Here is a 26,226-nt window from a genome sequence, read left to right on the forward strand (position 1 = left end):
TCCTCGACTCTGCCGAGTTGCTAGTCCTTCCCGCGACCGGGCGGACAGTGGACTTTCACCACACAATCACACGTGCGCTGCCGGGCGCACAAAAAGAACGGCGGGGGCCTCCTCAAAAGAAGGCGCCCGCCGTTTGTTTTAGCGATCGGCCTCAGGCCGCCGCACTGCAGTCAGCCACAGTGAGATGCATGTGACGAGATCGAGATGCGGCGCTTAAAAGAGCGCGATCAATGCATCCACATCCTTGGGGTCCGTTGCCCATGAAGTGGCAATGCGCTTCACTACATGCTCATCATCAAGCCGTTCCCAGAAACTCATTGCGACGGACTGCCCCAGACGATCAGCTTCCGCATTGGTGAGCCGCAGGAAGATCTGATTGGTCGTGCTGCCGAAAAGCAGTTCATAGCCCTTCTTCGTCAGTGCTTCACGGATGCGGTCGGCCTGAAGCACGGCGTGACGGCCGAGGTGAAGGCCAAGCTCTTCCGTAAAGAGCGCATCGAACTGGATGCCGAGCACCTTGCTCTTGGCGAGCATGGCGCCGTACTGCTTCATCAGCGTGAAGAACCCCGGCACCGTGCCCGCCTTGGGGAACACAACCGCCTCGCCGAAGAGCAGACCGCACTTGGTCCCGCCGATATAGAAGACGTTGGTGAGACGAGCCAGGTCCTTAAGCGTTACATCGTTCGAGGCGGAACCCAATGCATAAAAAAGCCGTGCGCCGTCAACATAAAGCGGTGCGCCCCAGCGGCGGCAGACCTTCGATAGTGCAGTCAGTTCCGCGAGCGAATAGACGGTGCCGTATTCCGTCGGCTGCGTGATGTAGACCATGCCCGGCTCCACCATGTGCAGGCGGTTGCCGTCACCGTGCCAAGCGCGAAAAACCTTATCGACCGCTTCGGCAGAAATTTTGCCCTGCTGTTCAGCAATCTCGATCACTTTGTGACCGGAGGCCTCAATGGCGCCAGCCTCATGCACGGCAATGTGACCCGTTCGGGCCGCAATCACGCCCTGCCAGGGTTTGAGCATCGTGCTGATCACCACCTTGTTGGTCTGCGTTCCGCCGGAAAGAAAACGAACTTCAGCATCCGGCACGCCGCAGGCAGCGCGAATTTTTTCACGGGCAGCATTGCAAAAGCAGTCGCTTTCGCTCTCGTCATAGCAGCCTGTCTTCACGAAGTTGTTTTTCATGAGCGCCTCGAATACCTTGGGGTGTGCGGCATCGAGATAGTCACAGGCAAAGTTCAGCATAAATAAGCTCCGCAAGAATGGGGAAAACGAATCTGAATTCAACGATGGAAAAGAAGTTTATGCCGAAGCGCCTTGTGCGTAAAATGCCCTGAATGAACATGTGATGTGCAAAATAATCACTATAAGTATCCTCTTCCCTCACGGGCTGACGTTCGATGAATCTGGAAAAAGTTGAGTACCTCCTCACCGCCATTGAATGCGGAACCTTTTCGCTCGCAGCCGAAAAACTCGGCATGACGCAGTCGGGACTCAACCGTCAGATCTCGTCGCTCGAAACCGAACTCAAAACAACGCTTCTCCTCAGAGGCCGACGCGGCGTGGTGCCGGCCAAAGGCGCTGAACCCATCATCGCCCGCCTCAGAGATTTGATGACTGCCGAACGCCGCGTTCACGAGGAAATTGCCGCTGTGAAGGGACTATTAACGGGTTCACTCACCATCGGCTCCTATTTCAGCATTTCGACAACCTGGCTGCCGCAGCTCCTCAAGCAGTTTTCCGATGCTTATCCAGCCATCACGCTTTCAACGGTTGAAGGCGCAGATGCCGAACTCATCGAGCGGCTGAGAAACGGCTCGCTCGACTGCGCCTTTCTTTCTCAGCACTCCTACGACGGCGACTTTTTCCCGCTGATGGAAACAGAGTTTGTGGCGCTGCTGCCGCCCGGGCATCCTTTGATTCAAGCCGACTGCGTTACCGTGAGGCAAATTGCCGAAGAACCCTTCATCTATCCGCGGCTTCATCACAATTCGGACATTGATGACTTCTTCACCCGCCACAAAATTGAACCGAAAATTCATCTGCAGACGAATGACCCGTATTCAGCCTATGCCATGGTCAATGCCGGACTAGGCGTCTCCGTCAACAACCGGCTGCAAAGCATCAACCTCAAAGGCAATGTTGTCCTAAAGCCCTTTCATCCGCAGGAACGAGTTGCGCTGGGACTGGCCCTCCCTTCGCTTGAAACCGCCTCGCCGGCCTTGATGCGCCTCGTTTCTATGGCTCGAGAAATCGCGGAAAAACTCCCTAAAGGTCCATGGGGAGCGGCACTCCCCGCCGAATAAAGCCTTCATTTTTCCCTTCAGAACGAGAAAAACACCGATTGTTAGAAATGATCTCAAAAGCCTCCCGAGGCTCAGCATTACAAATATTGCTTTCGTATACATTTGCTGTATGATTGGCCGCTATTGTGTCGATAGAAATCGCTGATTGGCACACAGAACAGTTTTCGCCCAAGAAAAACTTCGCCCAATCCTTAAACCCGCCCGTCATGCAGAATAAATCCGCCCTTCTTCTTTCTTTGACTGCTGCTGCCGCAGCAGCAGCCCTCTCCGGCTGCGTTTCCACCGGCCCCGTCGATCCCGAAAGAGCCGCCAAACACACGCCCGAATATCAGTATCAAAAAAATTGAGCCGAGCGAATAATCTCGCAACGGAATTCGGCGTAAAGCACATCATGGATCGCCCTGCGCCGAAGGACGTCAAGCTGACGAGCGATGGATCGATGCTGCTTGACGGCGCCGTCTGGGGGGCACTCCACGGGAATGTTGCAGGGAGCGGCATCCTTTCGGGAACAGCCGACTGGAACATCGGCTTCGGTCTCTGGCTCGCACAGTCGCTCCTCTTGCCTTCGACCGATCCGACGCCCGACAGCTTGGTGGGATACGTCCGCGCCGAAGAAGCTCAGGACAGGAAAGCCGCCGTCAACGCTTTCGTTGCTAGGGCCATCCCTGCCATCGCTGAATCACTCAAGAAGCAGGATCAGTTCAAGGACTATCAGATTTCATACCACATCGACAAAACGGGGACCGGCAACAATGAAGCCGGGATTGAGGTCGTCAACGAAGAATTGGGATGCAAACCCTGGAAGGACACCCTCTTGGGAATGGGTCAGTGCGGCATCGAAATTGTCAATTTCGGCCTTTGGACCTTCGCGCCGCAGATTTCAACGCCGCGCTTCACCGACCCGCAGATTCAAGTCTGGTATATCCAAGGAAAGGACGTTCAGCTCAAGTTCCGCGACGCTGTTTTGAAGCCGAAATTCGATTGGGCAAAGGCCATGATGGCTGCGGCGCCTGACCTCCCAGAGTATGTCTACGCCTACATCAATACCCGCAAAGGCCCGGCGCCGGAGAAAGCATTGAACCCTCCGTTCTTTGTCGAAAAGGACCGTGTGAACTTCTTCATCATTCCCCAAAACGATGAAACGGAAGAGCCTTCTTCCGAGGAAGAAAAGAAACCTCTCCAAGGTCAAACCCAAACCACTGCCGCCAAATAACCGCTTGATCTCGAGCTTTCGGCTGGACCTCTTGGTCTAATCCCGCAATTTCTAAAGGCGTGAGGACAAGATCCAGCCGCAGAAAACAGCGGTCTTCATTTTGGGGAACCCGATGGTTTTAGGCATCCCTCCGGCCGATCATTTAGGGTGAGCGAAAATCTCACTTCAAAACCAGCAATAAAAGGTTTTCCGCAGCTCGTTCGCGAAAATCCATATTCGCTGCCGGGGATTCTCCGGATATCTGCGGCGCCAAGAGCGTCGCAGAAACGGCCCCCATCAGGAGCGAAAAGACCAAGTCTGGCGAGGTACCGCGAATAATGCCTGCTTCCAAGGCCTTATTCAGTATGGGCATGGAGGCTCTTTTGAAAGGCCGCACCAGTTTTTCAGTAATGCGCGGAATGCGGCTTTCCCCATTGTCGTGCTCCTCAGGCATGGGGTCGACCTCATGCATGAGCAATGCAGGAACATCCGAAATGGCGGGACCAATTTGAACCAGCATCTGCACCCAGCGTTCAAATGCGGCTTTGGGGTAACGTTCTGCAAGGTCCGCAAGACGAACGAGTTCGGCGAGCTGTGTTTGCTGATCTAAGGCGAGCTTCTCAAGGAGCGCATCATAGAGTCCCTCTTTGCTGCCGAAAAGCTGACAGACCAAAGCCGGCGTCACGTCGGCATCCCGCGCAATCGCTCTGAGCGACGTGCCCCCGAACCCGCAGCGTGAAAAATGGCGCTGCGCCGTCTCAAGCAGTATTGAGCGGCCCGAAACTTCGGAGGCCGGACGTCTGCCGCGTCGGCGGGCGGTTCCTTCGGTCTGCGTTGGTCTTGCGCTGGAGCCCATAATGCTCTGTTCCTCAATATGCAGGCATTCAAAAATGAAAGCAGCTCCATCGCTCCGGCTCATTGGATTCAGCTGGGAACGATGGAATACTCAACTCTAACGCCTCGAGGCTCAGAACTGGCCGCTAAGAGCTTAAATCTTCAAAATTGGAATTTGCAGCCACGAATCATTGGCGCCGCCAAAATGAACGATATGAGCGCCGTGATTGGCCGAAGCCGGCGTCGGCACGGTCGCTGCCGAAACACTCGGAGGCACCGGCACATCGCCTCCCAACACCTCCATGACAGGCGGGTGCAACGGATCATAGGTTCCGCCGGCAGCGGGCACCGGAATGGGATGACGGCCAAATCCCATTTCAAAGGTCGTGGGCACAATCTTCACGCCGCGCACCTCGAGCTCCAAGACCTCCCCTTTTCGATAATGTTCGCCCATCGGCCAGACCGCAATGTCGAGCGGCACCCGTTCGCCAGGACGGAGCTTCTTCGGGTGTTTGTAGACATAAAAGGGTTCGAGCTCAGTCGTGCGCTTAAGGTCGAGTTCACGCATCGAAGCACGCAGTCTTCCCGTTGCGACGGCATCGGGAGCAATAAACTCTGGAATCGGACGATGGAGGGCTTCTCCGGTCGGCGACACTTTGCGGACCACCACCTCAACATCCATATCGTCAGATTCGGGCGTCTCCATCCAGAGCTTCGCACGCATGTATCCCACCACGTCGGCATTTTCTGGGAAGACATAGCGGAACTTGACGCTTCCGGAGGCCGAATCGTACTGCAGGGACGAGGCATTCGCCGCAAGAGACTCCGTCAGCCGACCGTCCTCGGCCAGATACAGACGTTTAAGCGTTGTTTCCGGCAGCGGCCAGTTCTCAGCAGGCACATCCACCCGCTCTGCGGTGCCGCCCGAGTCGAGCACTGAATAACGCACGCGGGGCGTCTTTTCAAATCCGTTGTCCATACCTTTGAGATAACGGTCAAAGAAGGCCAGCAATTCCGCACGGTACTTCGGCGAATAAAGGTCATACCATTCATTGGTGTTGTTGACGCGAAGCCACTTATCTTTGGAGGCAATCCGCATAAAGCCGGCAAACGAGCCGTGTGTATGCACCGGATTGGTATAACTCGCCACCACATAAGCGGGCACTTGGATTTTTTCCAAACGCGCAGCCATGTTTTCCCAATACGCATCCTTTACCAAGTGCGTGGCAATCATCCGCGGCTGATCCTCAATGTAGTTCGGACCGGCAAAGGTTTTGATGATCACTTCCGGGAACCCAGGCTCGGGGATGCCGCCTCGCGTACCCGGTTCTTCAAAGTGGTCGCAGAAACCTTCCCACGGCGCAATGGCAGCAAGGTGCGTAGGATTCTCTGCAGCGATAAACCACTGCGAAACCGTTAGCCAGGAGTTGCCGGCCATGCCGACCCGGCCGTTGCTCCAAGACTGCGCAGCCGCCCATTCAATGAAGTCATATCCATCCTCAGCAAGCTGACGCCCCCAGTAGGAAATATCGCCTTCAGAATGCCCCACGCCGCGGGGATCAGGGTTGAGCACAACATAGCCCTGCGCTGTCCAGAAAGCCGGATCGGCGCCCTCAAACTTCTCGAGCCCAGAAACAGCATTCTGCGGAACGCCGGAACGTTTGGGAACGTCATCCAGACGCTGACCGCCCACGGTTTTGCCGTAGGGACTCCAGGCCACAATCGCGGGATGGCGGCCGTCATCATTTGGGCGGAAGACATCGGTATAGATGGTCGTGCCGTCGCGCATCTTCAGGGCCACATTTTCTTCAAGCACAACATCGCTTTCAAGCGGCGCTCCGCCGGGCGTTCTTATTTCACCCTTTTTCAGCAGAAACCGCCTGCCCGGAACGAAGTCGTGCGGCATGCGGGCGCGCACGGCGCCGATCTCCATGGCACGACGGTGCGGCACGGGATAAGCGTCGTTGCCATAAATGCGGATGTTTTTATCAATCACATTGGGCAGTGATCCAGTAACGCGATTCTGTACGGCTCCTGCAGTCGTGCTAAAGGTCGCTGCGACGGCCGCCCCGACGGCGGAAGTCAGAAGGGTTCTGCGCTACATGATATTCATTCTCCATTAAATGAACATGTGTTTATTTAATGGAGAGAATATACACCTATCTGGCGGCGATTGTCAGCTGCAGCCTCTTCTGCTTCCAGAAAGTTGTCGGCAGTCCCTGCCCAATCGCCAAATGCCAACACAATTCTGATAATTTTGATTGGGCTTTCTAAATTCAATATGGCTTCGCGTTGTGCCCTTTGTCAGACTCCGTCAGCAGCAGACGCTGATCTAGACGCTCGATATCGTTCATTCTATGCACCCATGCGCAAAGGGCTCGAAAGCCTTTCGCCATATAAACATGAATGGCGTGACGTTTGAATCTTCAGTGCTTGTTCGGCCAACGGTCAAACGCCACGAACCATCTGGCTGCCAACCCCGATGTAGTCCTATTCCTTGAACATTGCTCCAGCTTTGCCGGCGTTCATAAAGACCGCTTCAGTCATTTCAAACTGAAGCGGTCCTGTTTCTTTAATCGCCTAATTCCCCTGTCGCCGTTTCAAGACGTCGACCAGTTCGAATAAGGCGTTATCAGTTAGAAGGCAAAGCGCAGATTGGCCCGCAAACCGTGCATAGTTACATCGCCGTCATAAGCACCCGTGTAGGAAAGTCCGAACGTGGCAGTCTTGCTGAGCTGAGCTTCGACACCCAGACCAACCGTCGCCATGTCGGAGAGCTCTCCGCCTTTGATCAAGGCTGTACCCGAACCGGCGAGATTCATGCGGGCCTCAGCTTCGGTATCGCCGAAAAAGTGGTTCCAGGCAAGATCGCCCTTCAGAGTAACTTTGGCAGCACCGAAGCTGAACGGCACACCGGCTCGAATACCGAGCGAGCTCACCTGCAGGTCTTGATCTTCAGGATTCGTTGTGAAAGTCATGCCGCCGACAGATTCGGAATAACCGTCTGATTCAGCATGAATCCATGCGAGGCCGAAGTAAGGTTCCACTGAATACGCCGCAGTGTTGAAACCCTTGAAGGCAGCTTCAGCAAAGATCTGCGTAACATCAGCGTCGCCCGACCACTTGTTGTAGCCCGCCAGATCCTTGACAGTCAGCGTGCGGTTCGCATCGGCAGACTGATGGGTATAGATGAACCCATAATGGATTGAAGCGATGTCTTCAACGTTCGTCAGACCATAGAGCCCAACATGAATGTCGTTGCTTTCAACCTTGAAGCTCCCCGCCTTGTTCTCCGTTGTTCCAGCACCAAAGAAAACTCCGATCTTGGTCGAATCCGCGACATCAACCTCAGCGCCGATAAGGCCGGCATAGAAGTTGCTGTCCATGTCAGAGCTGCCGTAGTCAATGGAACTCCAGGCGCCGATGCCCGTCGCCCATAGACGGCCATTGCCGTCGGCCATTTCAACAACGCGGCCTTCACCGATGCCGGCAGCCTGATCCTTCACCGCGCGTGTGAGGGTCAAGCCGTTGACGATGGAAGCATTGCGGCTGTTGAGATAGAAATCGTCACCCAGAGACGCATAGGTCGATTCGACCTGAGCCTTCGAGGCACTGAGGAGGCTCTCGAAAAGAGCGCCGGTGCGTTCAGCATCAATCGCCTGCCCGATCTTGCGGCCGTTGCCAGACCCATAGTTTGCTAATGAGAGACTCTTATCTGCCGAAAGCGTACCTGTCAGAATTGAGCTCGTCTCGTCGAACGTGAGTTCAGTTTTGAAGAGCGCATAGTCGGGGTTCGCAGCGGCAGCATCAAGACCTGTGAGCTTATCGAGCTTCACAGTACCCGTTTGAGCATTACCTTCGTAAGCGGCTTTCAGTACATCAATGTCAGTCGAACTGACACTGTAGCCTGCACCATCCTTGAAGGTTAGTGTGCCCATCTCAACGTCCTGACCGGCCATTACAAGGAATGTACCGCCGGCATTGATCACGGCATCGACGGAATGATCAGATGCGCCGTCAGTGATTGTGCCTTTCAGTGTGAGCTTGTCGTCATACTTATTGACAACGCCAAACTTGCCGCCGTTCACGGTGACCAGGCCATTGGCCTTGCCCGCAGCGGTCTCCGTGATACCGAAGGAGTCGTTGAAACCATAAAGGCTGCCCTCATTAAGAGTGACGCCGCCGCGGAAAGTATTGTTGCCGGTCAGAACAATCGTACCGTCACCGTTCTTAACCAGCGATCCGTCATAAAGAGCATTGTCGATCTTATTCTGGATGGCTTCTGCGCGCTTCTTGTAGTACTCCTGACGCCACTTCTCAGCATCTTCTTTGCTGATAACGGCATTTTCGATATTCTTCATACCGGTATAAGCCTCACCGAGCTCATAGACTGCCGATGTATCGGTGCCGTTCGTTGTGGCCTTCATCCAGGCCTGATCTTCAACTTTGCGTGCATCGAGAGCCTTCTGACTGATGTCGTTCGACCATACGTCCAGGTTGTTAACCTTGTATTCGAACTTGCCCAGAAGTTGGCTGGGACCGAACATGCCTTTATCCAAGTCGGGCGTACCCCAACCGTAAAGAACATCAGGCACACCGTCTTCAGCAGTCCAACCAGTGAAGAGAGAGCCGTCCGTATTAGTATGGCGCGCCGTCGTGAAAAGGATGTCGCGGACCTGGATAGCATTCATATCCTGATAGCGAGACATTAGAACAGTCATAGCACCAGAGACGTGAGGCGCCGCCATGGATGTACCGCCGTAAGAGGCATATCCCGGCGTGCCCAGAGGATGCAGGGCATCAGTATCTTCGTAGTGATCGTCGTAGACGATACTGCTGTAAATATCACGCCCCGGCGCTGCAATAGTCCACCACTTCGCATTGCCAGCTTCATTGAAGTTTGAGATCCATTTATACGTGTCTTTACCGTCAGTTCCGACACCATCCTTCTGCAGACCAGCTACTGCAATCCAGTTCCGTTCTGCTTCGGGGGAAAAATACGGGTACAGCGGGCGATAGTAAGGGTTGGCAAAATCGCGGTTGCCAGTTGTAAAGACCTGAACCACATTGGTGCCTTTAACAGCATCCCAAGCTGCATCAACAAACGTTTTTTTATCGCCATAGACCTGCTTAAAGAGGAAGTATTCATATTCCGTCTGCGCAGTAGAGTTCACTGGAAGCGACGTGCCGCCCGAAGCACCATAACGAAGATTGGTACCAAAGGAATTGTTGATGACACCGCCGCGTTCAGTACCATTTGCGGCAATTAAATCCTGCGCGAGAGACGACCAAGCTGCATGGAAGTACTTGTAATCTTGGAATGGACCATAGTTGGTGTTGTCCGTTCCGCCGGAGTTGCCGACGTAGACATTGGCCCCCCAAGCTACGCCATGAAATTCACTGCCGTCACGATTGGCACCTACAGTTCCCGTCACGTGCGTCCCGTGAGTGTCGTTCTTTTCGGCAATAAAGTTGCCGTCTAAATTAAAGGATTCGCCCTCCTTGTAATCACCGTTTTTGAAGACGTCGCCTATTCCTCTGACGCCTGTCTGATAACGATTACCGGTCGAGCCGTACTTGCCCTGGGCTGAAGAGGCATGAAAACGATTTCCAGCCAACTCAGGATGCTTCTGTAAAAGAGCACCGGAATCCATGACGCCGACAGCCACATTCTGACCGTTAAAGCCGAGAGAATAGGCCTTTGAGGCATTCATCGCTGCCAGTCCCCAGTCCTTTTGATATTCAGCACTTTCCCACGATGCCTGATTGCCTACAACACCTTTTTCCACATACGCAGCCGAAGAAGTGCCGGACGCAATTGCAAGAACGGCTGCAATAGCCAAGGTCACTGTATTCTTGGATGCTTTACCTTTGAGAACATGCTTTTCATCGGTAACAATATATTGCTGACGCGACGAACTCCACTTCGTCTTGAAGGTTTTATTCATCTTCATTGTCCTCTGGGAATATTTTTTGGTTGGTCCTTGTCTTTCCTACTCACGCAGTAAAAGACAAAATATATCCTGTCATCACCCTCCTCATTAATATTGACATCAATCAATTTAAACCAGAGTCAAAGGGTATTCCATGCCGTCGTTTAGCAGCCAAAAAACATACCCATCTCACAAAAAATATTGACTTTTCCTCCTTTTGAAAGCACAACTTGCACGAAATTAGTCTTAAATGATTTAGAAATTTATAAACGTAAACTTATAGCATTAGTGTGCATGAGATTTACTTAACTTTTTATTGTTTTCTAGGGGTTAGCTTCATGTGTCTAATAAAATAATTTTATTGTTAGATATTGACTATCAGTTGATACATAACTTCCAAGGCAGGCCCACCTTCATCACAACATTATGTTATTTATAAAGAAATTTAATATTTGTCAGTAATACAGGATTTAAAGATGCGGCCTGTAAGCACACATTTGAACAACCTCCCCTCTGCGTCTTTATCAAACGCATCTTCTTATATGAGTCGTTGAAACCATCAATATGTTGACAACGCACGAAAACAATTAAATGGTTCTCAAAACCGGCCTGTCATCACTTATTTTTTATAATGCAGAAACATATTTCATATAGCAAAAATAATAAATATCAATATTTAATAAATTATGAAAAAAACATTCTTAATTACGATAGAGCAAATAATAAAAAAACTTCGTGATCCCAGCCATAGACTCGAAACACGAAGTTCATCAAGATTGAAGAGAATGCACTGATTGCCTTGCAAGAGAGAGCTCTTCACCTCCCTCGCGTGCTTTTAATAATTTATAGGTTATGTCAATTTAGCGTTGACAAATAAAATGGCACACCTTCACTGCCCTTAAGAAGGGGGAGCCTCCAAAAAGGAAGCATTTCTATGCTGGCCAATCAAGCGCGCCGAATACACATCATCAGAAATTGAAGTTAAGACCCGTAAAGACTTGTGTGGTCTTGGTGAGGCCCTCCTTATCTGCAGCCGCTTTCAGATCCCCGCCGCCCACGGAATGTGTCGCCGCAAAATAGAGCCAGACCTTCTTCGCCAATTTGTACTCATAAGCAGCCGAAAAAACGGTGCGGCGGAAGTTGTAGTCGGAATTGCCGCTGAGTTCGCCGTCGTAGTACTGAACGCCGCCGATCAGTTTGTGGCTCCCGATCACGTAATCCGTACCCAGCAGAAGGCTGTAGCCCTCCCACCCATCGTTTTGTTCAGCAGCCGTTGCCACTGTCACTTTTGAACTCGAGAGGCCGGCACCCTTTTCCCAATGGGTTGAATACTGAGCACCAAAGAAGACTCTTGCTTCCGGAATGAAGCGGTACCAGCCGCCAAAAGAAATCGCCTGCCCGTTTGAATCCTTGGACTTCGCTTCTTGGTTGCCGTAATCCACATTGCCGTAGTTCAGGCTGAAGTACACATCCTTGCCGGTGTAGTCCACAGCAAGCGCACCCGTATGTCTGCGGTCGGCAAGATTTTCATAAAGGTCGTCAGACTTGTCGCCTAAAGAATACGAAGCCCCCACACGGAACCCATTCAGCGTAGGTGAGACCCAAGTTACGGTGTTGTTCGTCCGGCTCGTATTGGAGAAAGTTGATCCAATTGAAGCATTGCCGTATGACGTCCCGAACGGATCATATTTGATAAGGCCCATGGTATAAGGCGCCACAGTGGACTGAACCGTGCCCATGCGGCCGAAGCCGATTTCACCCAATGAACCTTGCAGAGCGAGAATCGAGCGGCGATTGAAGAGCACTTTGCTGTCATCAAATTGGCCGTTGTCGATGTAAAAACCGTTCTCCAAATAAGCTTTCACCTTCACGCCGTTGCCGAGATCTTCAACGACGTTGAAGCCGATTCGGTTGTGTGCACGGCCGCCAGCCTTCTGAGTAAAGGTGTCTTCACCCTTCTTATGTTCGTAAAGAAAGCCTGCATCGACGCGGCCGTAGATCTGAACATCGGCTGCTTGCGCAGCAAGCGCTGCGCCGGCCAGAACACCAAAGACTGCAAGGTGGAGTGCAGTATGCTTCATGGTTTTCCTCCTTTGGAAACGGTTGAAGTTTTGGAATTGAGAGTGCTTCATATCGGTCATTTGCTGCTGAGCGCCGCGAACGCTTTCACGGCGGCGAGCGGCGCCTGCATGGCGGTTTCCCAAAAAGCGGGATTCGCAGCATCCGCACCGCAGTGACGCCGCACGATGCCGTCGACCGTGTCGCGTCCGGTATCACGCAGCATTGCGCGGTAAAAAGGCATGAAATCAGGACCGCGCTTATCGAGTTCGGCAAGGAGCCCCGAGGAAAGCAGATAGCCCACGGTGTACGGATAGTTGTAGAGAAGTTGGTCAGTCTTATAGAAGTGGAGCTTATAGGCCCACAGATAGTCATCGGCCCCCTCGGTCGAATCGCCGTACCAGTTTCCCCAAGCTTCCCGCATCAGTTCGACACAGCGCTTGGCGGGGACCACTCCCGCCTTTCGCTGCTCAATAAAGGCGCATTCAAAGTCAAAACGCACCATCGTATTGAGCAGGAAATTCGCGGCGCTGCGCAGCTCCTGCCAGAGCATGGAGAAACGCTCGGCGTCGCTCGCGGCATGCTCAAGAAGGTAGCGCCGAACCAAAGCCTCGTTAAAGGTGCTTGCCGTTTCGGTGAGCGTCATGGGGAATTCTGTCTGTACCACGGGAAGATCGCGCATGATCCAGTAATGGAAGGCATGCCCGAGTTCGTGTCCCTGCTGCAGCACGGTTGTAATCGTGCCCATATAGCTTGAGAAGACGCGCGGGATCCGAAACTCATTGAAGCGCGAATAAAAGGCTCCGCCGATTTTCTTATCCGAAGGCGCCGCATCGACCCAGCGGTTGCGAAGCATCAATTCGATGAAATCCGACATTTCCGGATGTACGGCGCCCAAAGCCTTCTTCACAATGTCAATGCCTTCGGCATAAGGAATCAGCGCTGGGACCGCGTTTTTGCCCTGCTGGGGGGCCGGCGCCATCAGGTCGTACACGGCGAGCCTGCGCGCACCCTTTTCAAAATAAGGCGCTCTCAGACGTACCGCCTCCCGAATCTCGTCGAGATGGCGCACAATCGCTTCCCGCATGGCAAAAAGCGCTCCTCGGCTCATGCGGTTCTGCGCGAGCGATACATCCGCGGCATCAACGCCTGCCCGCCCGAAAGCGGCGAGCCTGAAGCCATGAAGTTCATTGAGAAGCGCTGCGTAAAGTTCAGCTCGTTCGCCATAGGACTTCGCAAGACCAATATTTACGTTTCGGCGCAATGTCCGGTCAGGCGCCCCTTTAATGACGGATACGAGCTTGGCTGCACGGATACGTTCAGATTCGCCTTGACTGTTCTCAGCCTCGAAGTCAACCCCTTTTTGGAGCGTCTTAAAAACAGCCCCAAGCGGCAGAAAACACTTTTCTTCAAAGTCAGAGAGCCACTCACGGTCGCTCGGCGAGAGCTTTCGGTGCCACTCATTTTTTCGCTCGCAAATCACAAAGCGCCAATCAGCGAGCGGCGATGACTGCCAAAGCGCATCGTCTGCCGGCAGGGCTTCAGCCGCCTCAAAGAGCGGCAGTGCCGCGGCTTCAAGTTTGACTTGGAGCGTACCCACAGCACCTGTTGCTGCAGAAGCTTCTTCATCACCCGCGTCCTTTGCGCCTTGACACTTCGCAAAAGCGGCGAGCGACGAAATTAATGTATTGGCTTCATCGAACTCTTTGAAATGATCAGCCAGCGCCTCACGGGCAACGGGCCGTTCCATGGAATGGAGCGCATTAAGAAGTGCCGCCGCGCGTTCAATGCTTCGATTCCACTTCTCTGAACCGACCGAGCCGTAGGCGTCATCCATCGACCATTCAGGAGCCTGAAGAATGCTCTGCAGATCCTTCGTCATTTTTGTTATTTCCTATTCGTCGAAGTCATCAATCAAAGAGAGAGCCAGAAAGCGAAGATGTGGTGAGCAATCAGGCCTGCGATCGAAGGCACGCTTGCACGCTTGACGAGTTCAAGCGGCGACATTTTGAGCATTGCAGCAATGGCGACCACAACGCCGGCAACTGGCGAAAGCGGTCTGGCAATGGTTGAAGCCTGATGCATCGGCAAAACGAGCATCACCGGGTTGACGCCCATGTCCTTGGCGATCTTCGGCACCATTTCGATCAGCGGGTAAAAGGACGCGCCGTTCGACCCCGTAATGATGGTGACGAGCGTCGTGATCACTACGAAAAGGATGGACATGCCGATCGCACCCGCACCGACTGCACTCGAGAGGTTAACAATCGCATCCACCATGCCGAGCGCCTTGAAGCCTTCGGCAAAAATACCGGCTGCAATAACGAGTGCCACCACACCGGACATGGCCTTGCCCATGGACATGAGAAACGCCTTCAGTCCGGCCCCCAATTTTTCGATGCTGCCGCGCCAGCGCACAGCTTCACAAATCATCGCAATCGCAACGCAGAAGAACATCAGGGTTGTGATGTCGAGTTTGATGGAGTCGATGCAGTAGCGGGAGAAAACCACCACAAAAATCATCGGCAGGAAAGGCAGGATGGCGTAGAACTTCGGCGCCGCAGTGCTCGGCTTCTTCACATCCTCGCCTTCAAAGACAAGCTGCTCGCCCATATGTTCTTGGGGATTCCAGCCCTCGCGTCGATCGAGATACTTCTGCCAGAAAACATGGGCAAGACCCATAACCAGAACGGTGGGAAGCGCTGCGGGAATTTTGAATACAAAAACGTAATCAAGAATCGAGAGCGAGCAGGCCTTCGCGGCAGCCGCAGTTGAGCCGCCGATGAGAACGAGTGAAGCTGCGCCGGACGTGACAAAAACCGCACCGATTGCCTTCTTATTCATGCCGAGGGCTGCAAGCGCCGGGCCCATCAATGCAAGGCAGAGCACGCCGAGGCCAACTGCGGAGGTAATCACCATGGAGACCGCCTTGCCGAGAAGGAAGGCCAGGAACACCAGCGCATAAGGGCTCTTGATGATTGAAAGCGGCTTGATCGCGATATTCACAAAAGCATCATTCGCACCGATATGGGTCATATAGGAGGCAAAACCCACCATCGTCATAATGAGGAGACCCAGGCCGGCGAGACGAGTCGAGAACATGTAGCGGATGAACTCGATGATGTTCAGGTAGTCGTTTCCAGTCGGAAGCGCTTTTTTGGGCATGAATGTGCCCGTATCAAAGAAAACAGAGAAAGCAAGCATGGCAACGCCGCTTGCAATGAGAATAAAGGGCGCGTACTTCCCTTTTACGATCGCCCATCCGACGAGGACGAGTATGATGCAACCGAAGATAATTCCGGCCATGAAAGTCTCCTGAGATCAGACTGCAGCCAGGATCCGGGTCGTGTTTTTCCGGGTATTTACGCCCGCTGCACTCTTTCAATGCATTCCATTCTGCTCAGCCGCCTGCACCCTGCCTAGGGTTTGTCGGGATGGTCAGACTGCTTCCGGGGGTACTCCCGTACCTCCCATTGCTTAGAGCCAGAGCAAAATGCGGTGATCCGCCCCCTTCCAGCACCATCCAATTTCTGTCACACTGACGTTAACCCTTGTCCGATAGGTGGTTCTACTACCACCGCTTTTTCTATGAAACAAACCAACGCCCTGCCCTCCTGGGCTGACGACGGTGCGGCCAATGTCCGCAGCGCCAAGTTTCAGGAACTCTCCTTCAGTCTCGACGTGACGCTCGGCGCTTTGGCTGGAGCTACGGCAGCCGCGGCCGAGAGACCTGGAACCTATCCGGAAGTCCTCCAGCTCTTTGCGCGAGGCCAAGACCTCGTGAAGACGCTGCGGACGATCTGCCGCGCACATCTTGGTCTTTCTGCAGCGGATACGGCAGCGGTCAAAGCCAGGGGGGATATCGGACACAAAGCCGCAGAGCTCAACAAACTCGTTGAGCTCATTTTTCACGATCTGGCTGGGCGTGCGTCCAATGACCCCATTTTTAGCGCTCACCCCGAACTGCGTCTTTGGAAAGAGGCCAGACGCCTGCGCGGCACCATTCTCGACGACCTGCCGCCCGACAAAGTCTCTTTTGCAAATGATGTTTCCGCATCGGTGCTCGAACCGGTCCGCGCATTGCACACCCACCTCACGAGCACTATGGCGCTCAATGTCAAGGACTCTGACGGCCATTCGCGTATCCAGGGGTTCGGCGCAAGCATTGCAGTCCTCAAAAATGCAGATGATCCTGTATTGAGGCGCACGACTTTTGAAGCGATGAATGCTTGGTTCGCATCACACTCTCCGAGCTTTCTGGATGTTCTCAACGCTCACACAGGATTTCACCTTGCGCTCTTAAAGCTCGCCGGAGAAGAGCTCTTTCCCTATGTCATGCGTTCTGAACGCATGGATCTGCGCGTCTACCGAGCACTCTTTAATGCCTTGGAGGCCCGGCTGCCGCGCATTCGGCTGGCTGTTTCGCTTCGGCAGCGCGCTTTCGGCGATGGTCCAATGAGAGTTTGGAATCTCCTCTCGCCGTCGCCAGACGCGCTATATACAAAAGGCCGATTTTTTTGGGGTGCCATTGATGATCTGAAATGCGCTTTTGCTCAGCTCGACCCAGAATTCACTCAATTCCTCGACACCGCTGCACATTCTGGTTGGATTGACGCACATGGTCAGTCGATGAAAACCGGCGGCACTTGGTGCGATGATCTGCCGGCTCTCGACGCCGTCAGGATTCTTGCAAACTATCTTCCCACGCTCTCGGGTGAAGCGGCATTGTCACACCTCCTTGGCGCGGCCTGGCATATGCAGGTGCTTCACCAGGCCCCCGCTCCTGCGCGAGTGCCGATGCTTGCAATGACGGAACTCGCCGGAAACTTCTGTGAAACCGTTCTTTCCCGGTCGCTGCTGCGTGCCGCGGAGAATACGCCGGAGGAAAAACTTCACCGCTGGCAGATGCTCAAACGTCTCACCAACTGCCTGCTCACGATCCCTGCGCGCCACCGTCTTTTGAAGCACATTCTCCTTGAACGTCAGAAAGGTCTGCTGTCGCTCGAAACGGTAAACAAACTGTCCGTCGAGTCATGGCGTCACTATTTTGGGGACGCTTCAGTGGGCGAAGACCGCTATGTCTGGGCCTATAAAACGCACTTCTATCGCACGCAGCCCGTCTTCTACGATTGGCAATACACCTTTGGTTTTCTGCTCTCACAAGTGCTGGCTGATCAGTTCGAGCTGCACGGATCCAGCGCCTCCGGAGCCAACCTCAAATCAGTATGGATTGACAGCGCCACGCTTCCAGCCAACGACTTTGCGGCGAAACATTTGCACGCTGACCTCGCCAGTCAGGCTTTCTGGCTCAGAGCAGTAGACCGTGCGCTTCTGCCTGTCAAGCGGCTTGAAAACAAGCCGGATTATTTCTCTTCATAGACGGTCACCCGTCCTGCAGGAGAGGAAACCAACGCCGGCGGGGAGATTGCTGTTATTGGCTTCTCGAGTGAGTAACACATTGAATGAATGGCGGTCCTCGATTCTGCGGATGAATAGTCTAGGCAATACTCTTGCGTAATTCGACGATTCCAAACACCTTGCAAATCGCTATTAAGGCTCTCCAGGATGTCCCAAGCCCTCAGCAGGATAACGAAAGAGGTATTTTCAGTCGATTAGCTTCCAAGTTCTCTAAAGTTAAATTCACATCAAAACAGCTAGACCATGCTTGTCTAATACATTCATTAAAACGATAACCGATGGAATTATTGGATTTTTCCCGCATTCCCATTTTGAAATAGTGGAAACTGATGTACCCAGGAGCTGCCCCAGCGCCGCCTGAGATAAATTTAATTTTCGGCGAATTTGAGCAAACTTAGGCCCATCCATTTCTGTTGACACTGCGACCAACGGAAATCGCGCACTAACACGTTCATATTCTTTTTTATCAATCAATTTCTGTGAATAGAGAATTTCATTAAGATCATTAATACTTTCACTCAACGCATCTGATATTTTGACAGTCATCTTAATTTCCTTGATTTGACGAATATTCATCTAAAATCTGGACTAAAGAACCCTTTGCAATCAATTTTTGATTGCCGCATCTTCTAGCTCTAAAAGAAGTGCAGTTTGCTGTTTCAAACATCGCAATTGATCACTAGGAATATTGGCAAGATCACTCTTTACCCAAATTGCAAGAATAAACTATCGCCCATTGAAACAACTAGCAATAATTGTTCGCAAACCGCCCGATTTACCTCGTTCTTCAATAGGGATCCATTTTTTAAATGAATTTGAACCTAAATCAGCATCTGTCAACCCTGCTGCAATTTCGGCACAGGCTGCTGCCATCATTTCATCCGAGCAATGAAGTTTACGCATTGCCCTCGCAACTCCTTTTAAAGCCAAAATTGCCATCAACCATCACCATATGATGAAGAGATATAGTATGCAATACTATAGCATGAAAGCCTATCTATTACGTACTTCACTATCACGATCCCGCAGAACTGCTTGGAAGATAACCTGACTACCCACAACTTCACGCATTCGATCTAAAGAAAACCCCCGAACCCGAAGATCCGAGGGCGAAAGCGATGCCGCATCTTTCCAATGCGGCATGGCAGAGATTGATTATTGAAACTCGAGCGGCTTAGAAGCGATAGCTCATGCCGACCGAATAACGGTAGTCTTCCTGATATTCCGAACCGTTCGCGCGTTCAAGCGTGCCGTAGAAATTGAAGTTCTTCGACGTGTTGAACTGAGCGCCGATACCGTAGGAAACCCAAGTTCCGCCGATGTCAACGCTGAGATCACGGGAGACGCTGCCAAGCGACGCCGTGTAGTCTGCATCACCCAGGAAATCGTGATTGACGGATGCATGAGCGTAGACCGTACCGGCACCATCAGCGAAGGACGCACCGATACGAGCACCGAGACGACCAACCAGCGTCTGGAAGTCATCCTGCTCAACTCTCACGTCATTGGCGCCGGTAAAATCATCACCCTTTACGAAACCGTAAGCGAGTTCGGCCTGAGGTTCAACATAGAACGTGTCGTTGAGCTTCCAGTGGTAGCCCACTTCAGCAGAAAGTCCGAACGTCGTGTTGTTGTAGGACCCCTTAAATTCGCTCGCATCGCTGTAGGCAGTGATATCCGTTGAGAGACGGCCAATACGACCCACAAAGTCAACGTACGCTCCACAGTCAAAGAACCCGGAAAGGTACGCCGCGAGCGAATAGCCGTCAGAATCAGCGGAACCGTTCGAGAATTTGCCTTCACCGTCCGTGTAGCTGAAAGCGCCGCCCACAAGCCAGGTGTTGTTGATGCGGTAGTCACCGCCCGCCTGAATCGAATTGGCTTTGAAGTCAATCGACACATTGTCGTCGTAGGAGCTGTCGTAGCCGTAGACGCGGGCCCATGCACCAATCGTCGTCGAGGAATCACGAACGTCGCCAAGGCGCTGGCTGATGTGGTTCACTTCGTTGCGCCACTGGACAAGCGTCATAGCGTTGTAGTTGCCGAATGCATCCAAGGACTGGTTCGTAGAGATCGTAGTGATCGTACCGTCCGCATCAGCAACCCAAGTATCTGAGAGTGCACCGGATTGCCCTTTGAGGGTGTGAGACCCGTTGGTGCCGTCTGTGACGGCCGTGGCATCTGCCAGAGCTGCTGCGGCTGCAGCGGCCGTGACGTACTGATCGTTGAGGCCGGATGAGGCAACCACCTGCAAGTCTTTGACATTGTTTTCGTCGATTTTGACAGCGGTTGAACCCTCCGCGATCTCATCAACGACGATCGCGCTGTTGGAACCTTTCAAAACGGCGTTTGTGAAGGTCGAATCGTTGAGAAGGTTGAAGGTCGTATCAGTGAGGTTCATCACACCCGTAGAAGAAACATCCCCGTCGGCATTAACCGTTGAGTTGGTGAAGGCCAAGGCGGAAGTTTCAGCAGTGACGGAGACTGCGTTGCCCTGATTGGACGTGATATTTACAACGCTTGAAGTCTTGCCGTTGCCAAAAGCGATACTGGTGTTCTGCTCCGACACATTAATGGTCGAAACCCCTGCATTGGTGCTTGCTAAGTTCACTTCAGGCGCATCAAAGGCGACGGAATTGCTGCCCTCAGTAGCATCCCCATCCATAATCAAGGATGATCCAGCCGTCGTGATATTAATCGACTTCCCGGCAGAAAATGAAGATTTCAGCGAGGACTCACCCAATGTAACTTTAGACTGCACACCCAATCCACCGCTGATATTCAATTCTTCGCCAGCCGTTACTGTCATGCTGGCGTTGCCTGCATCGCCCTTCCACTCGTCATTCGGCTTCATATTTTGATTAAACAACTGTACAGCTGCCCTATCAGGTGCTCCGGTTGCCAAAGTCACATTCTTGGCCGCATTGATAATCACCGTCGTGGTAAGACCTTTCAGGTCCTTGTTAAGCAAACCAGCATTGATCGCGCCCCTATCGTTCGACTTGATAGTCACGCTACCTTCAGTCGAGGTGATATTGGCCAGAGCGGAATTGTTAGAATACGCCTGGGTCATGACAACAGCACCACTCTCACCCTCACCCGCCAGAACAACATCATTGACCGCTTGAATATTGATTGTTCCGCCGATGGCATGAATAAGATTGGGCCTGCCAGCGTCCACCGCCTTCTGTGAGAGCCTGATCTCATTCGCAGAAATATTCAGCGTACTGCCATTCTCAGCCTTCCAGGAACCGTTGTTACCCGGAGCATTATGGAGTATGTTGATGACATTAAAACCCGTGATGCTGTGCGCTTTCCCATCATTCACCAAGGCGACCCTTTCGTTCGTATCGGAGACTGTTTCAGTCCAATCGATACCATGACCCACCTTGTCCACCTGATCGTTCAGGTATTTCGGGGTTCCCGCGACAGCGGTATTCCCCCCCCCCCATCACTATGATCGAAGCCAGAGCAAGAGCCAGAGTACTCTTCTGCATGTTTATTGTCCCTTTGAAGATAAAACGAATTCGGGTCGACGAAACGTCCGCACGTTTTCGCTCGTACAGTATTTTCTTTAAATCTCGAACCTCTTGCAACTCTACGCATTCCATCGGCTTTCAGCAATAAATAAACACATGTTTTCATATAAAAACTAACTACCGTATCTGATTACATCAATGAAAACAAACATATGTGACCCTGAATCATCCCTCTTCCGATCACTTTGTTGCTGTTTTAACACTGTCGTTTACTTTCGCGATCCTAATAAAACAGCACTGATTCTGTTCTAAATAGCGATATCAGCATCCTGGAATCGCTTGATATCCGAGCATCTTTGGCAGTTCTGAAACATCAGCGCTTTTGAATGTCCGACATGATCAGATGACCATCATTCACGAAGATTTCAGAGAAAACAACGGGTTCTGTATGCACTGACTTCAACATGTTGAAAGCCCAGTCGTCTAGGCCAAACTGATTGTCCTTGTGGACCCAATATCGTTGATGTTGAAGCCTGCCGTGAAACCGTCGGTGAAGAGACGCGTGAAGCTCAGACCAAAGTGCGGAACAATGTTGACCTGACGGGCTTTGGTGAGCACTTCTCCGCGCACGCCGAGCGTGAAAGCATTTACGTTTTCTGAGAAGTCACCGAAGAGGTATCAATTGAATAGATGATTTAGATATTCGTTAGAGTGGAGACGGTGAAATATTCAATAGAAGTATCGCAATCATAATGCTGTCTATATACATTCAAACACCTGATTAAGCATGATTCCCAGACCTAACCCAAGAAATACGGAAATACGTTCAACACTCATCTACTGTCCGAGCTAGTAAATGCTGCGATATGTCGGCTCGAGCCGTAATGTGGGGCTTATTCATCTATGCACATCTAATTAATCCATGAATAAAACTTTAAATAGCGCACCAAAGTCAGCTGAAGCTATGAAAGCCAATCTTGGGAATCTGTCGGACCGAGTCGAAGTGCAAAAAGCGAGTTGCTTTTATTTTCCGAAATGACAATTAGAATGTGTTGATACTAACGTTACGTTATTGTGACTTGTGTTTGATTCTGTTCGATCTGCCTAGAGGGTTCAATTCTTGTGTCACGATCACAAAAAAAAATGTAGACAGAGATCAGACATCCGAGATCGACCCGCATCCATAGAGAATCACCATTTCGACCATGCAGTATCGATGCAGTCATCATGGCGATTACAGATAATACTGTAATCGGTACAATAACCAATGTCAGAACTATCTGAAGAAATAACGCGGATAGTACAGGAGGTCTTTAACCATGAGCCAATCATGGCTTCAGTACCATATTTGATACTGTCTCTTGAATAGGCTACCAGAACAGAAGTATGTGAAGTTCGGAAGCAGTAACTCTGCTGTATTTTCTCCGTTTTATCGTTATCATGATGTATTATTCTAAATATTTATAGTCTACATTGCACGAGAATATCTCTTGGCATCTTTTATCTTCATGCAAGGTGGATGAGGTCACATCATTAACGTTGTAAGGAGCACAGGGCGACATATTCTTCTTGAAAACATCATATAATTACTGAAGTATTGATGTTGAATTTACCAACTTCTCATGGCGTCGAAAATGGAAATTAACATAACTGATGATTTTAATCTTCAGACAATAGCTAATAGTGGTCAAGTTTTCCGAGTGAAAAAAAATTGATAATAATATTTATAGGTTTATCATTAGAAACCATATCTTATATATCAATAAACAGAGTTCAGGAAGATATAATGTCAGTTGCTCGAACGATGAATGGTATTCCATTTGGGAGCCATATTTTGACTTGAACCGAAATTATAAATCATTGAGAGAATCCCTTTCTTCAAAAGATGGTATTTTGCATCGCGCGTCCAATTGTGGTCAAGGCATACGGATACTAAAGCAGGATCCCTGGGAAACTCTTATCTCTTTCATTCTTTCACAACGTAAGTCCATTAAGGCAATAAAAACATCATTAGAATCTTTAGCATCAAAGTTTGGGAAACCTATAATTACACCATATGAAACGATCCATTTGTTCCCATCTGCTATCGAAATTTCCAAGGCATCTCCAAAAGAACTTGAAGAATGCAAGTTAGGGTACCGATTACCATATATTCAAGATGCTGCCAACAAGGTAATGTCCGGTGAAGTCAATCTTAAATTTATTGAAAAATACTCTGATATTAACCTCGTAAATACTTTAATGCAGATTAAAGGTGTAGGATGTAAGATTGCCAATTGTGTCGGATTATTTTCATACGGAAGAACTGGCCTAATCCCGACTGATACCTGGATTAAAAAGGTTATCGATAAATACTATGGAGGGAATAATCCTCTTACATCGTACGGAGCAAATGCCGGAATAATGCAACAATATATTTTTTATTATGCACAAAATCATAAAAAAGAATTCCTCAAGTGTCGAATAAAGTAATTTGCTTCCATAATGATCTATAAGAAATCAAATATCTATAAACACAAATTATTAACTAAAGTTCATTAGAAGGTCGCCCCAATCTGAACTGGCATTGGAATTTTGGACAGATTGAAAAAGTAAATTTTAAATGCGTTTTAACCTGTTCAATTCCAGTTGACAGCATCGGCGGGGCGATTGCGAATTAAATCGCTTTTGTGCAATATGCAACACCTCAGCGTGTCCAGCCGTTACATGTCACTGAACAGACTGAGTACGAGATACTCGCGTCAAGTCTCCAGAAAGGGGGCCATAAAACCGCACTGACGTTGGGTCGTCGATTACTGAGCACGGGAGCTCGTTGTTGTAGAACTCGACCTTGAACGTGCCTTCAGATTTATTTCGTGGATTGATCCTTGTGCTTTTGAGCCTCCTGATTCTCTTTGCGGCACACGTATACATAGAGAATCATGAGAATAATCCCAAATAACGACCCAGCAATCCAGCAATAAGCGGTTTGTCCGTCAATCAAAGCAGTTTCTCCAAAGTCATGCAGCGAGTGACAATCCTTAAAGCAGAACCGCCAAACAAAAACGAAATTATTACGAGACTGGCAAAGATGATAGATGACGTATGGGATCGTGATCAGAAAAACTGCCGACTGCAACAGGCCTGCAATTCTCAAAAAACTTATCACATCGGCGGCAAGGCGTGATGAACCGCGACTGAACGTTAAGTTATCCCATTTGCCATGAAGCTTCACACTGATCGAACCAACCAATGGGATGTTCGATACATGGCATAACCCCGTAGACACGAAGCAAGGTGGCATGCATGCCGCCTGCCCATCCATACCTACCGCGGCCGGGCAAGGAATTCATGGCGTAAGCCGTGGATGGAGCCTCTGCAAAGGGTGGAAAAAAACGACAAAGCCCGCTTGCGGGCGGGCTAAGTCAATGATGCAAGGAACGGTCATGACACACCAAACCCTTGCTTCGTGTTTGATCATACCACAGCACTTATCGATCGCGATTGACGGCGGCGTCCATCTGGATGGACTCTCGCTCGTTATCGTGATAGTGCTGTGGATTATGATCCGCAAGAAGCCTTAAGGCACTAGGGTCGTCCCTTCGGGACGGCCCCTCTTGCGTCACACCCGAATATAGCTCGTCATCAAAACCACATATTTTCAGGCAATCGCGCTTAATCTTTCTCTGCCCTTTTCAGCGACGTCGGCTAAACAAGTACGGCAAACTCATACAGTTTTGTGTCAGCATGTTGATTCTCTAACTATCAGCGGAACCCCAATGCGTCATGCTGACGCCGCGCAGATCCCGGTCACTCGTCCAACTAATGATGAAGACCGTTTCGCAGAAACGTCCAAAAAATTAGAAGATCAAAGCAACGAGTTTTGCCCGAACCCATCGTGCCGATAATCAGCGCGTGACCTTCTGGATGTGACACGCTTCCTCCTCACGCTCCACTGCACCGTAAATCCAAGGCTACTGACGATTGTTCTGCGGCAGCTCTGCCGGCGAATAGTCACCGCTGGACTCCTCCTTTCCTTTGGGGTTTCCGCTGTCCGGGAGGAGCCGTTCTGCGGCTTGCTTAACGCCGCGTCGTGGTTAGATACCAAGCGATCACAAGGACCGCCGCCAGAACACCGTCAACATGAATGTCACCGGTGCACACGAGTATCGTGTGTGGCATAATCTCCCACGAGGACAGAGATGCTCCTAACATCACATATCTCCTCATGTTGGCAAGCCCGGTGTCGCAATCACCGGGCTTTGTCGTAATAACCTCTTGCGAGGACCTCAACGGCCGGAGCCGTTGTTCTTTGCTGAGAGCTGGTGGTTAAGCTCAAGAGCTCCGAACCAAAGAGGCAGAGACTGACTCGACAGATTTATCCTGTTTCGTGGTTCCAAAATTATACAGAAAAGCGATTCATTGTTTACTATCGTTTTTTCTTTTTCCTAGGCTTCAACATTGAATGCTTGCTGGAACTCATCAATTATCTAATTGATGTGTAAAGAGTATTTGAGATTTTTTGCTTGCAAGTAAATGCCTTCTGAGCAAACGTTCCTGCAGATCCATTACCGTCGCATTCACCAATTCATCTGCGGCCTGCTGAATTCAGTTTCTTCTGCGCCAATGCCGAACCGTTGGACAGATGATTCCCAGAGTCTTCCGTTCCGAGATGGATCCTTCAAATCATACAAAAATCACTAATAGCGAAGCTTGGTCACTGAGCCTGATGACGCGTATGGCATGTCGACGCAACAAAACAGCTGCTCACGCTCACCGCCTCGTCCAACAATTCTTTAATGAAGGCCATTATGGAGCCTCGTTATCTGAAAGCTAATAAACTCAAAGATCGCATTGCTTAGAAAACAAAAGCTATCCAGAAAAAATCCGATATCTCTTTACCCTGTTAGGTTTGCCCTTACCTACACACCTGAACTACGGGTTACCTGCTCTACATTTCGAATCGCCGCGGTGGTTCAGAAAGCTGGAGCAATTCAAAACAGCGCCGACGCGAGGCAGGAATA

Annotated in this window: 18 protein-coding genes; 6 read left to right on the forward strand and 12 right to left on the reverse strand. The window is 51.0% G+C overall.

Annotated elements, in window-relative coordinates; translation table 11 throughout:
• Nucleotides 1–213 precede the first annotated feature (213 nt).
• Complete coding sequence (locus tag DES29_RS10470) at nucleotides 214–1,248, reverse strand: threonine aldolase family protein (RefSeq protein WP_021995571.1); 1,035 nt, start codon at nucleotides 1,246–1,248, stop codon at nucleotides 214–216.
• Between the two features lie 155 nt (nucleotides 1,249–1,403).
• Between DES29_RS10470 and DES29_RS10475 the strand changes: the two genes are divergently transcribed.
• From DES29_RS10475 to DES29_RS10480, 3 genes are all read left to right on the forward strand, one after another.
• Nucleotides 1,404–2,309, forward strand: coding sequence for a LysR family transcriptional regulator (locus DES29_RS10475; RefSeq protein ID WP_016474354.1), 906 nt, complete (start codon nucleotides 1,404–1,406; stop codon nucleotides 2,307–2,309).
• A gap of 206 nt (nucleotides 2,310–2,515) precedes the next feature.
• Nucleotides 2,516–2,656: a hypothetical protein gene (locus tag DES29_RS12640; RefSeq protein ID WP_236578951.1), complete on the forward strand. Its 141-nt coding sequence runs from the start codon at nucleotides 2,516–2,518 to the stop codon at nucleotides 2,654–2,656.
• A gap of 44 nt (nucleotides 2,657–2,700) precedes the next feature.
• On the forward strand, nucleotides 2,701–3,522 hold the full coding sequence (locus DES29_RS10480; RefSeq protein ID WP_021995569.1) for a hypothetical protein: 822 nt from the start codon (nucleotides 2,701–2,703) through the stop codon (nucleotides 3,520–3,522).
• 160 nt (nucleotides 3,523–3,682) lie between these two features.
• Here the strand turns inward: DES29_RS10480 and DES29_RS10485 are convergent, their stop codons facing one another.
• The 6 genes from DES29_RS10485 to dcuC form a co-directional block, all read right to left on the reverse strand.
• A complete protein-coding gene (locus tag DES29_RS10485) occupies nucleotides 3,683–4,357 on the reverse strand; it encodes a TetR/AcrR family transcriptional regulator (protein WP_113854868.1) in 675 nt (224 codons plus the stop codon).
• A 132-nt stretch (nucleotides 4,358–4,489) separates the two neighbouring features.
• Complete coding sequence (locus DES29_RS10490; RefSeq protein ID WP_236578952.1) at nucleotides 4,490–6,331, reverse strand: CocE/NonD family hydrolase; 1,842 nt, start codon at nucleotides 6,329–6,331, stop codon at nucleotides 4,490–4,492.
• 640 nt (nucleotides 6,332–6,971) lie between these two features.
• On the reverse strand, nucleotides 6,972–10,283 hold the full coding sequence (locus DES29_RS10495) for an autotransporter domain-containing protein (RefSeq protein ID WP_021995566.1): 3,312 nt from the start codon (nucleotides 10,281–10,283) through the stop codon (nucleotides 6,972–6,974).
• Between the two features lie 953 nt (nucleotides 10,284–11,236).
• Nucleotides 11,237–12,349, reverse strand: coding sequence for a porin (locus tag DES29_RS10500; protein WP_113854864.1), 1,113 nt, complete (start codon nucleotides 12,347–12,349; stop codon nucleotides 11,237–11,239).
• Nucleotides 12,350–12,405: 56 nt separating this feature from the next.
• Entirely contained in the window at nucleotides 12,406–14,208 is a 1,803-nt protein-coding gene (locus tag DES29_RS10505; RefSeq protein ID WP_021996033.1) for a M3 family oligoendopeptidase, read from the reverse strand.
• A 32-nt stretch (nucleotides 14,209–14,240) separates the two neighbouring features.
• The gene (gene dcuC, locus DES29_RS10510; RefSeq protein ID WP_113854865.1) at nucleotides 14,241–15,632 is read right to left on the reverse strand and encodes a C4-dicarboxylate transporter DcuC; all 1,392 of its coding nucleotides are present in this window, start codon (nucleotides 15,630–15,632) and stop codon (nucleotides 14,241–14,243) included.
• Between the two features lie 282 nt (nucleotides 15,633–15,914).
• Between dcuC and DES29_RS10515 the strand changes: the two genes are divergently transcribed.
• Nucleotides 15,915–17,705 (forward strand): gluzincin family metallopeptidase, encoded by a 1,791-nt coding sequence (locus DES29_RS10515; RefSeq protein ID WP_113854866.1) that lies wholly within the window; start codon nucleotides 15,915–15,917, stop codon nucleotides 17,703–17,705.
• 261 nt (nucleotides 17,706–17,966) lie between these two features.
• Here the strand turns inward: DES29_RS10515 and DES29_RS10520 are convergent, their stop codons facing one another.
• The 4 genes from DES29_RS10520 to DES29_RS12685 form a co-directional block, all read right to left on the reverse strand.
• Entirely contained in the window at nucleotides 17,967–18,320 is a 354-nt protein-coding gene (locus DES29_RS10520; RefSeq protein WP_236578953.1) for a helix-turn-helix domain-containing protein, read from the reverse strand.
• A 150-nt stretch (nucleotides 18,321–18,470) separates the two neighbouring features.
• On the reverse strand, nucleotides 18,471–18,647 hold the full coding sequence (locus tag DES29_RS12645; protein WP_236578954.1) for a type II toxin-antitoxin system RelE/ParE family toxin: 177 nt from the start codon (nucleotides 18,645–18,647) through the stop codon (nucleotides 18,471–18,473).
• A 271-nt stretch (nucleotides 18,648–18,918) separates the two neighbouring features.
• Entirely contained in the window at nucleotides 18,919–21,132 is a 2,214-nt protein-coding gene (locus DES29_RS10530) for an autotransporter outer membrane beta-barrel domain-containing protein (protein WP_249031208.1), read from the reverse strand.
• 574 nt (nucleotides 21,133–21,706) lie between these two features.
• Complete coding sequence (locus DES29_RS12685) at nucleotides 21,707–21,841, reverse strand: hypothetical protein (protein ID WP_269089627.1); 135 nt, start codon at nucleotides 21,839–21,841, stop codon at nucleotides 21,707–21,709.
• A 1,140-nt stretch (nucleotides 21,842–22,981) separates the two neighbouring features.
• Between DES29_RS12685 and DES29_RS10535 the strand changes: the two genes are divergently transcribed.
• Nucleotides 22,982–23,695 (forward strand): DNA-3-methyladenine glycosylase family protein, encoded by a 714-nt coding sequence (locus tag DES29_RS10535; RefSeq protein WP_330872813.1) that lies wholly within the window; start codon nucleotides 22,982–22,984, stop codon nucleotides 23,693–23,695.
• A 376-nt stretch (nucleotides 23,696–24,071) separates the two neighbouring features.
• Here the strand turns inward: DES29_RS10535 and DES29_RS12390 are convergent, their stop codons facing one another.
• Complete coding sequence (locus DES29_RS12390; protein ID WP_170126130.1) at nucleotides 24,072–24,437, reverse strand: hypothetical protein; 366 nt, start codon at nucleotides 24,435–24,437, stop codon at nucleotides 24,072–24,074.
• A gap of 211 nt (nucleotides 24,438–24,648) precedes the next feature.
• Between DES29_RS12390 and DES29_RS12530 the strand changes: the two genes are divergently transcribed.
• Nucleotides 24,649–24,786, forward strand: a complete 138-nt coding sequence (locus DES29_RS12530) for a hypothetical protein (protein WP_021995540.1) — start codon at nucleotides 24,649–24,651, stop codon at nucleotides 24,784–24,786.
• Nucleotides 24,787–26,226: the final 1,440 nt, after the last annotated feature.

The sequence above is a fragment of the Sutterella wadsworthensis genome, assembly GCF_003315195.1.
Lineage (GTDB): Bacteria > Pseudomonadota > Gammaproteobacteria > Burkholderiales > Burkholderiaceae_F > Sutterella > Sutterella wadsworthensis.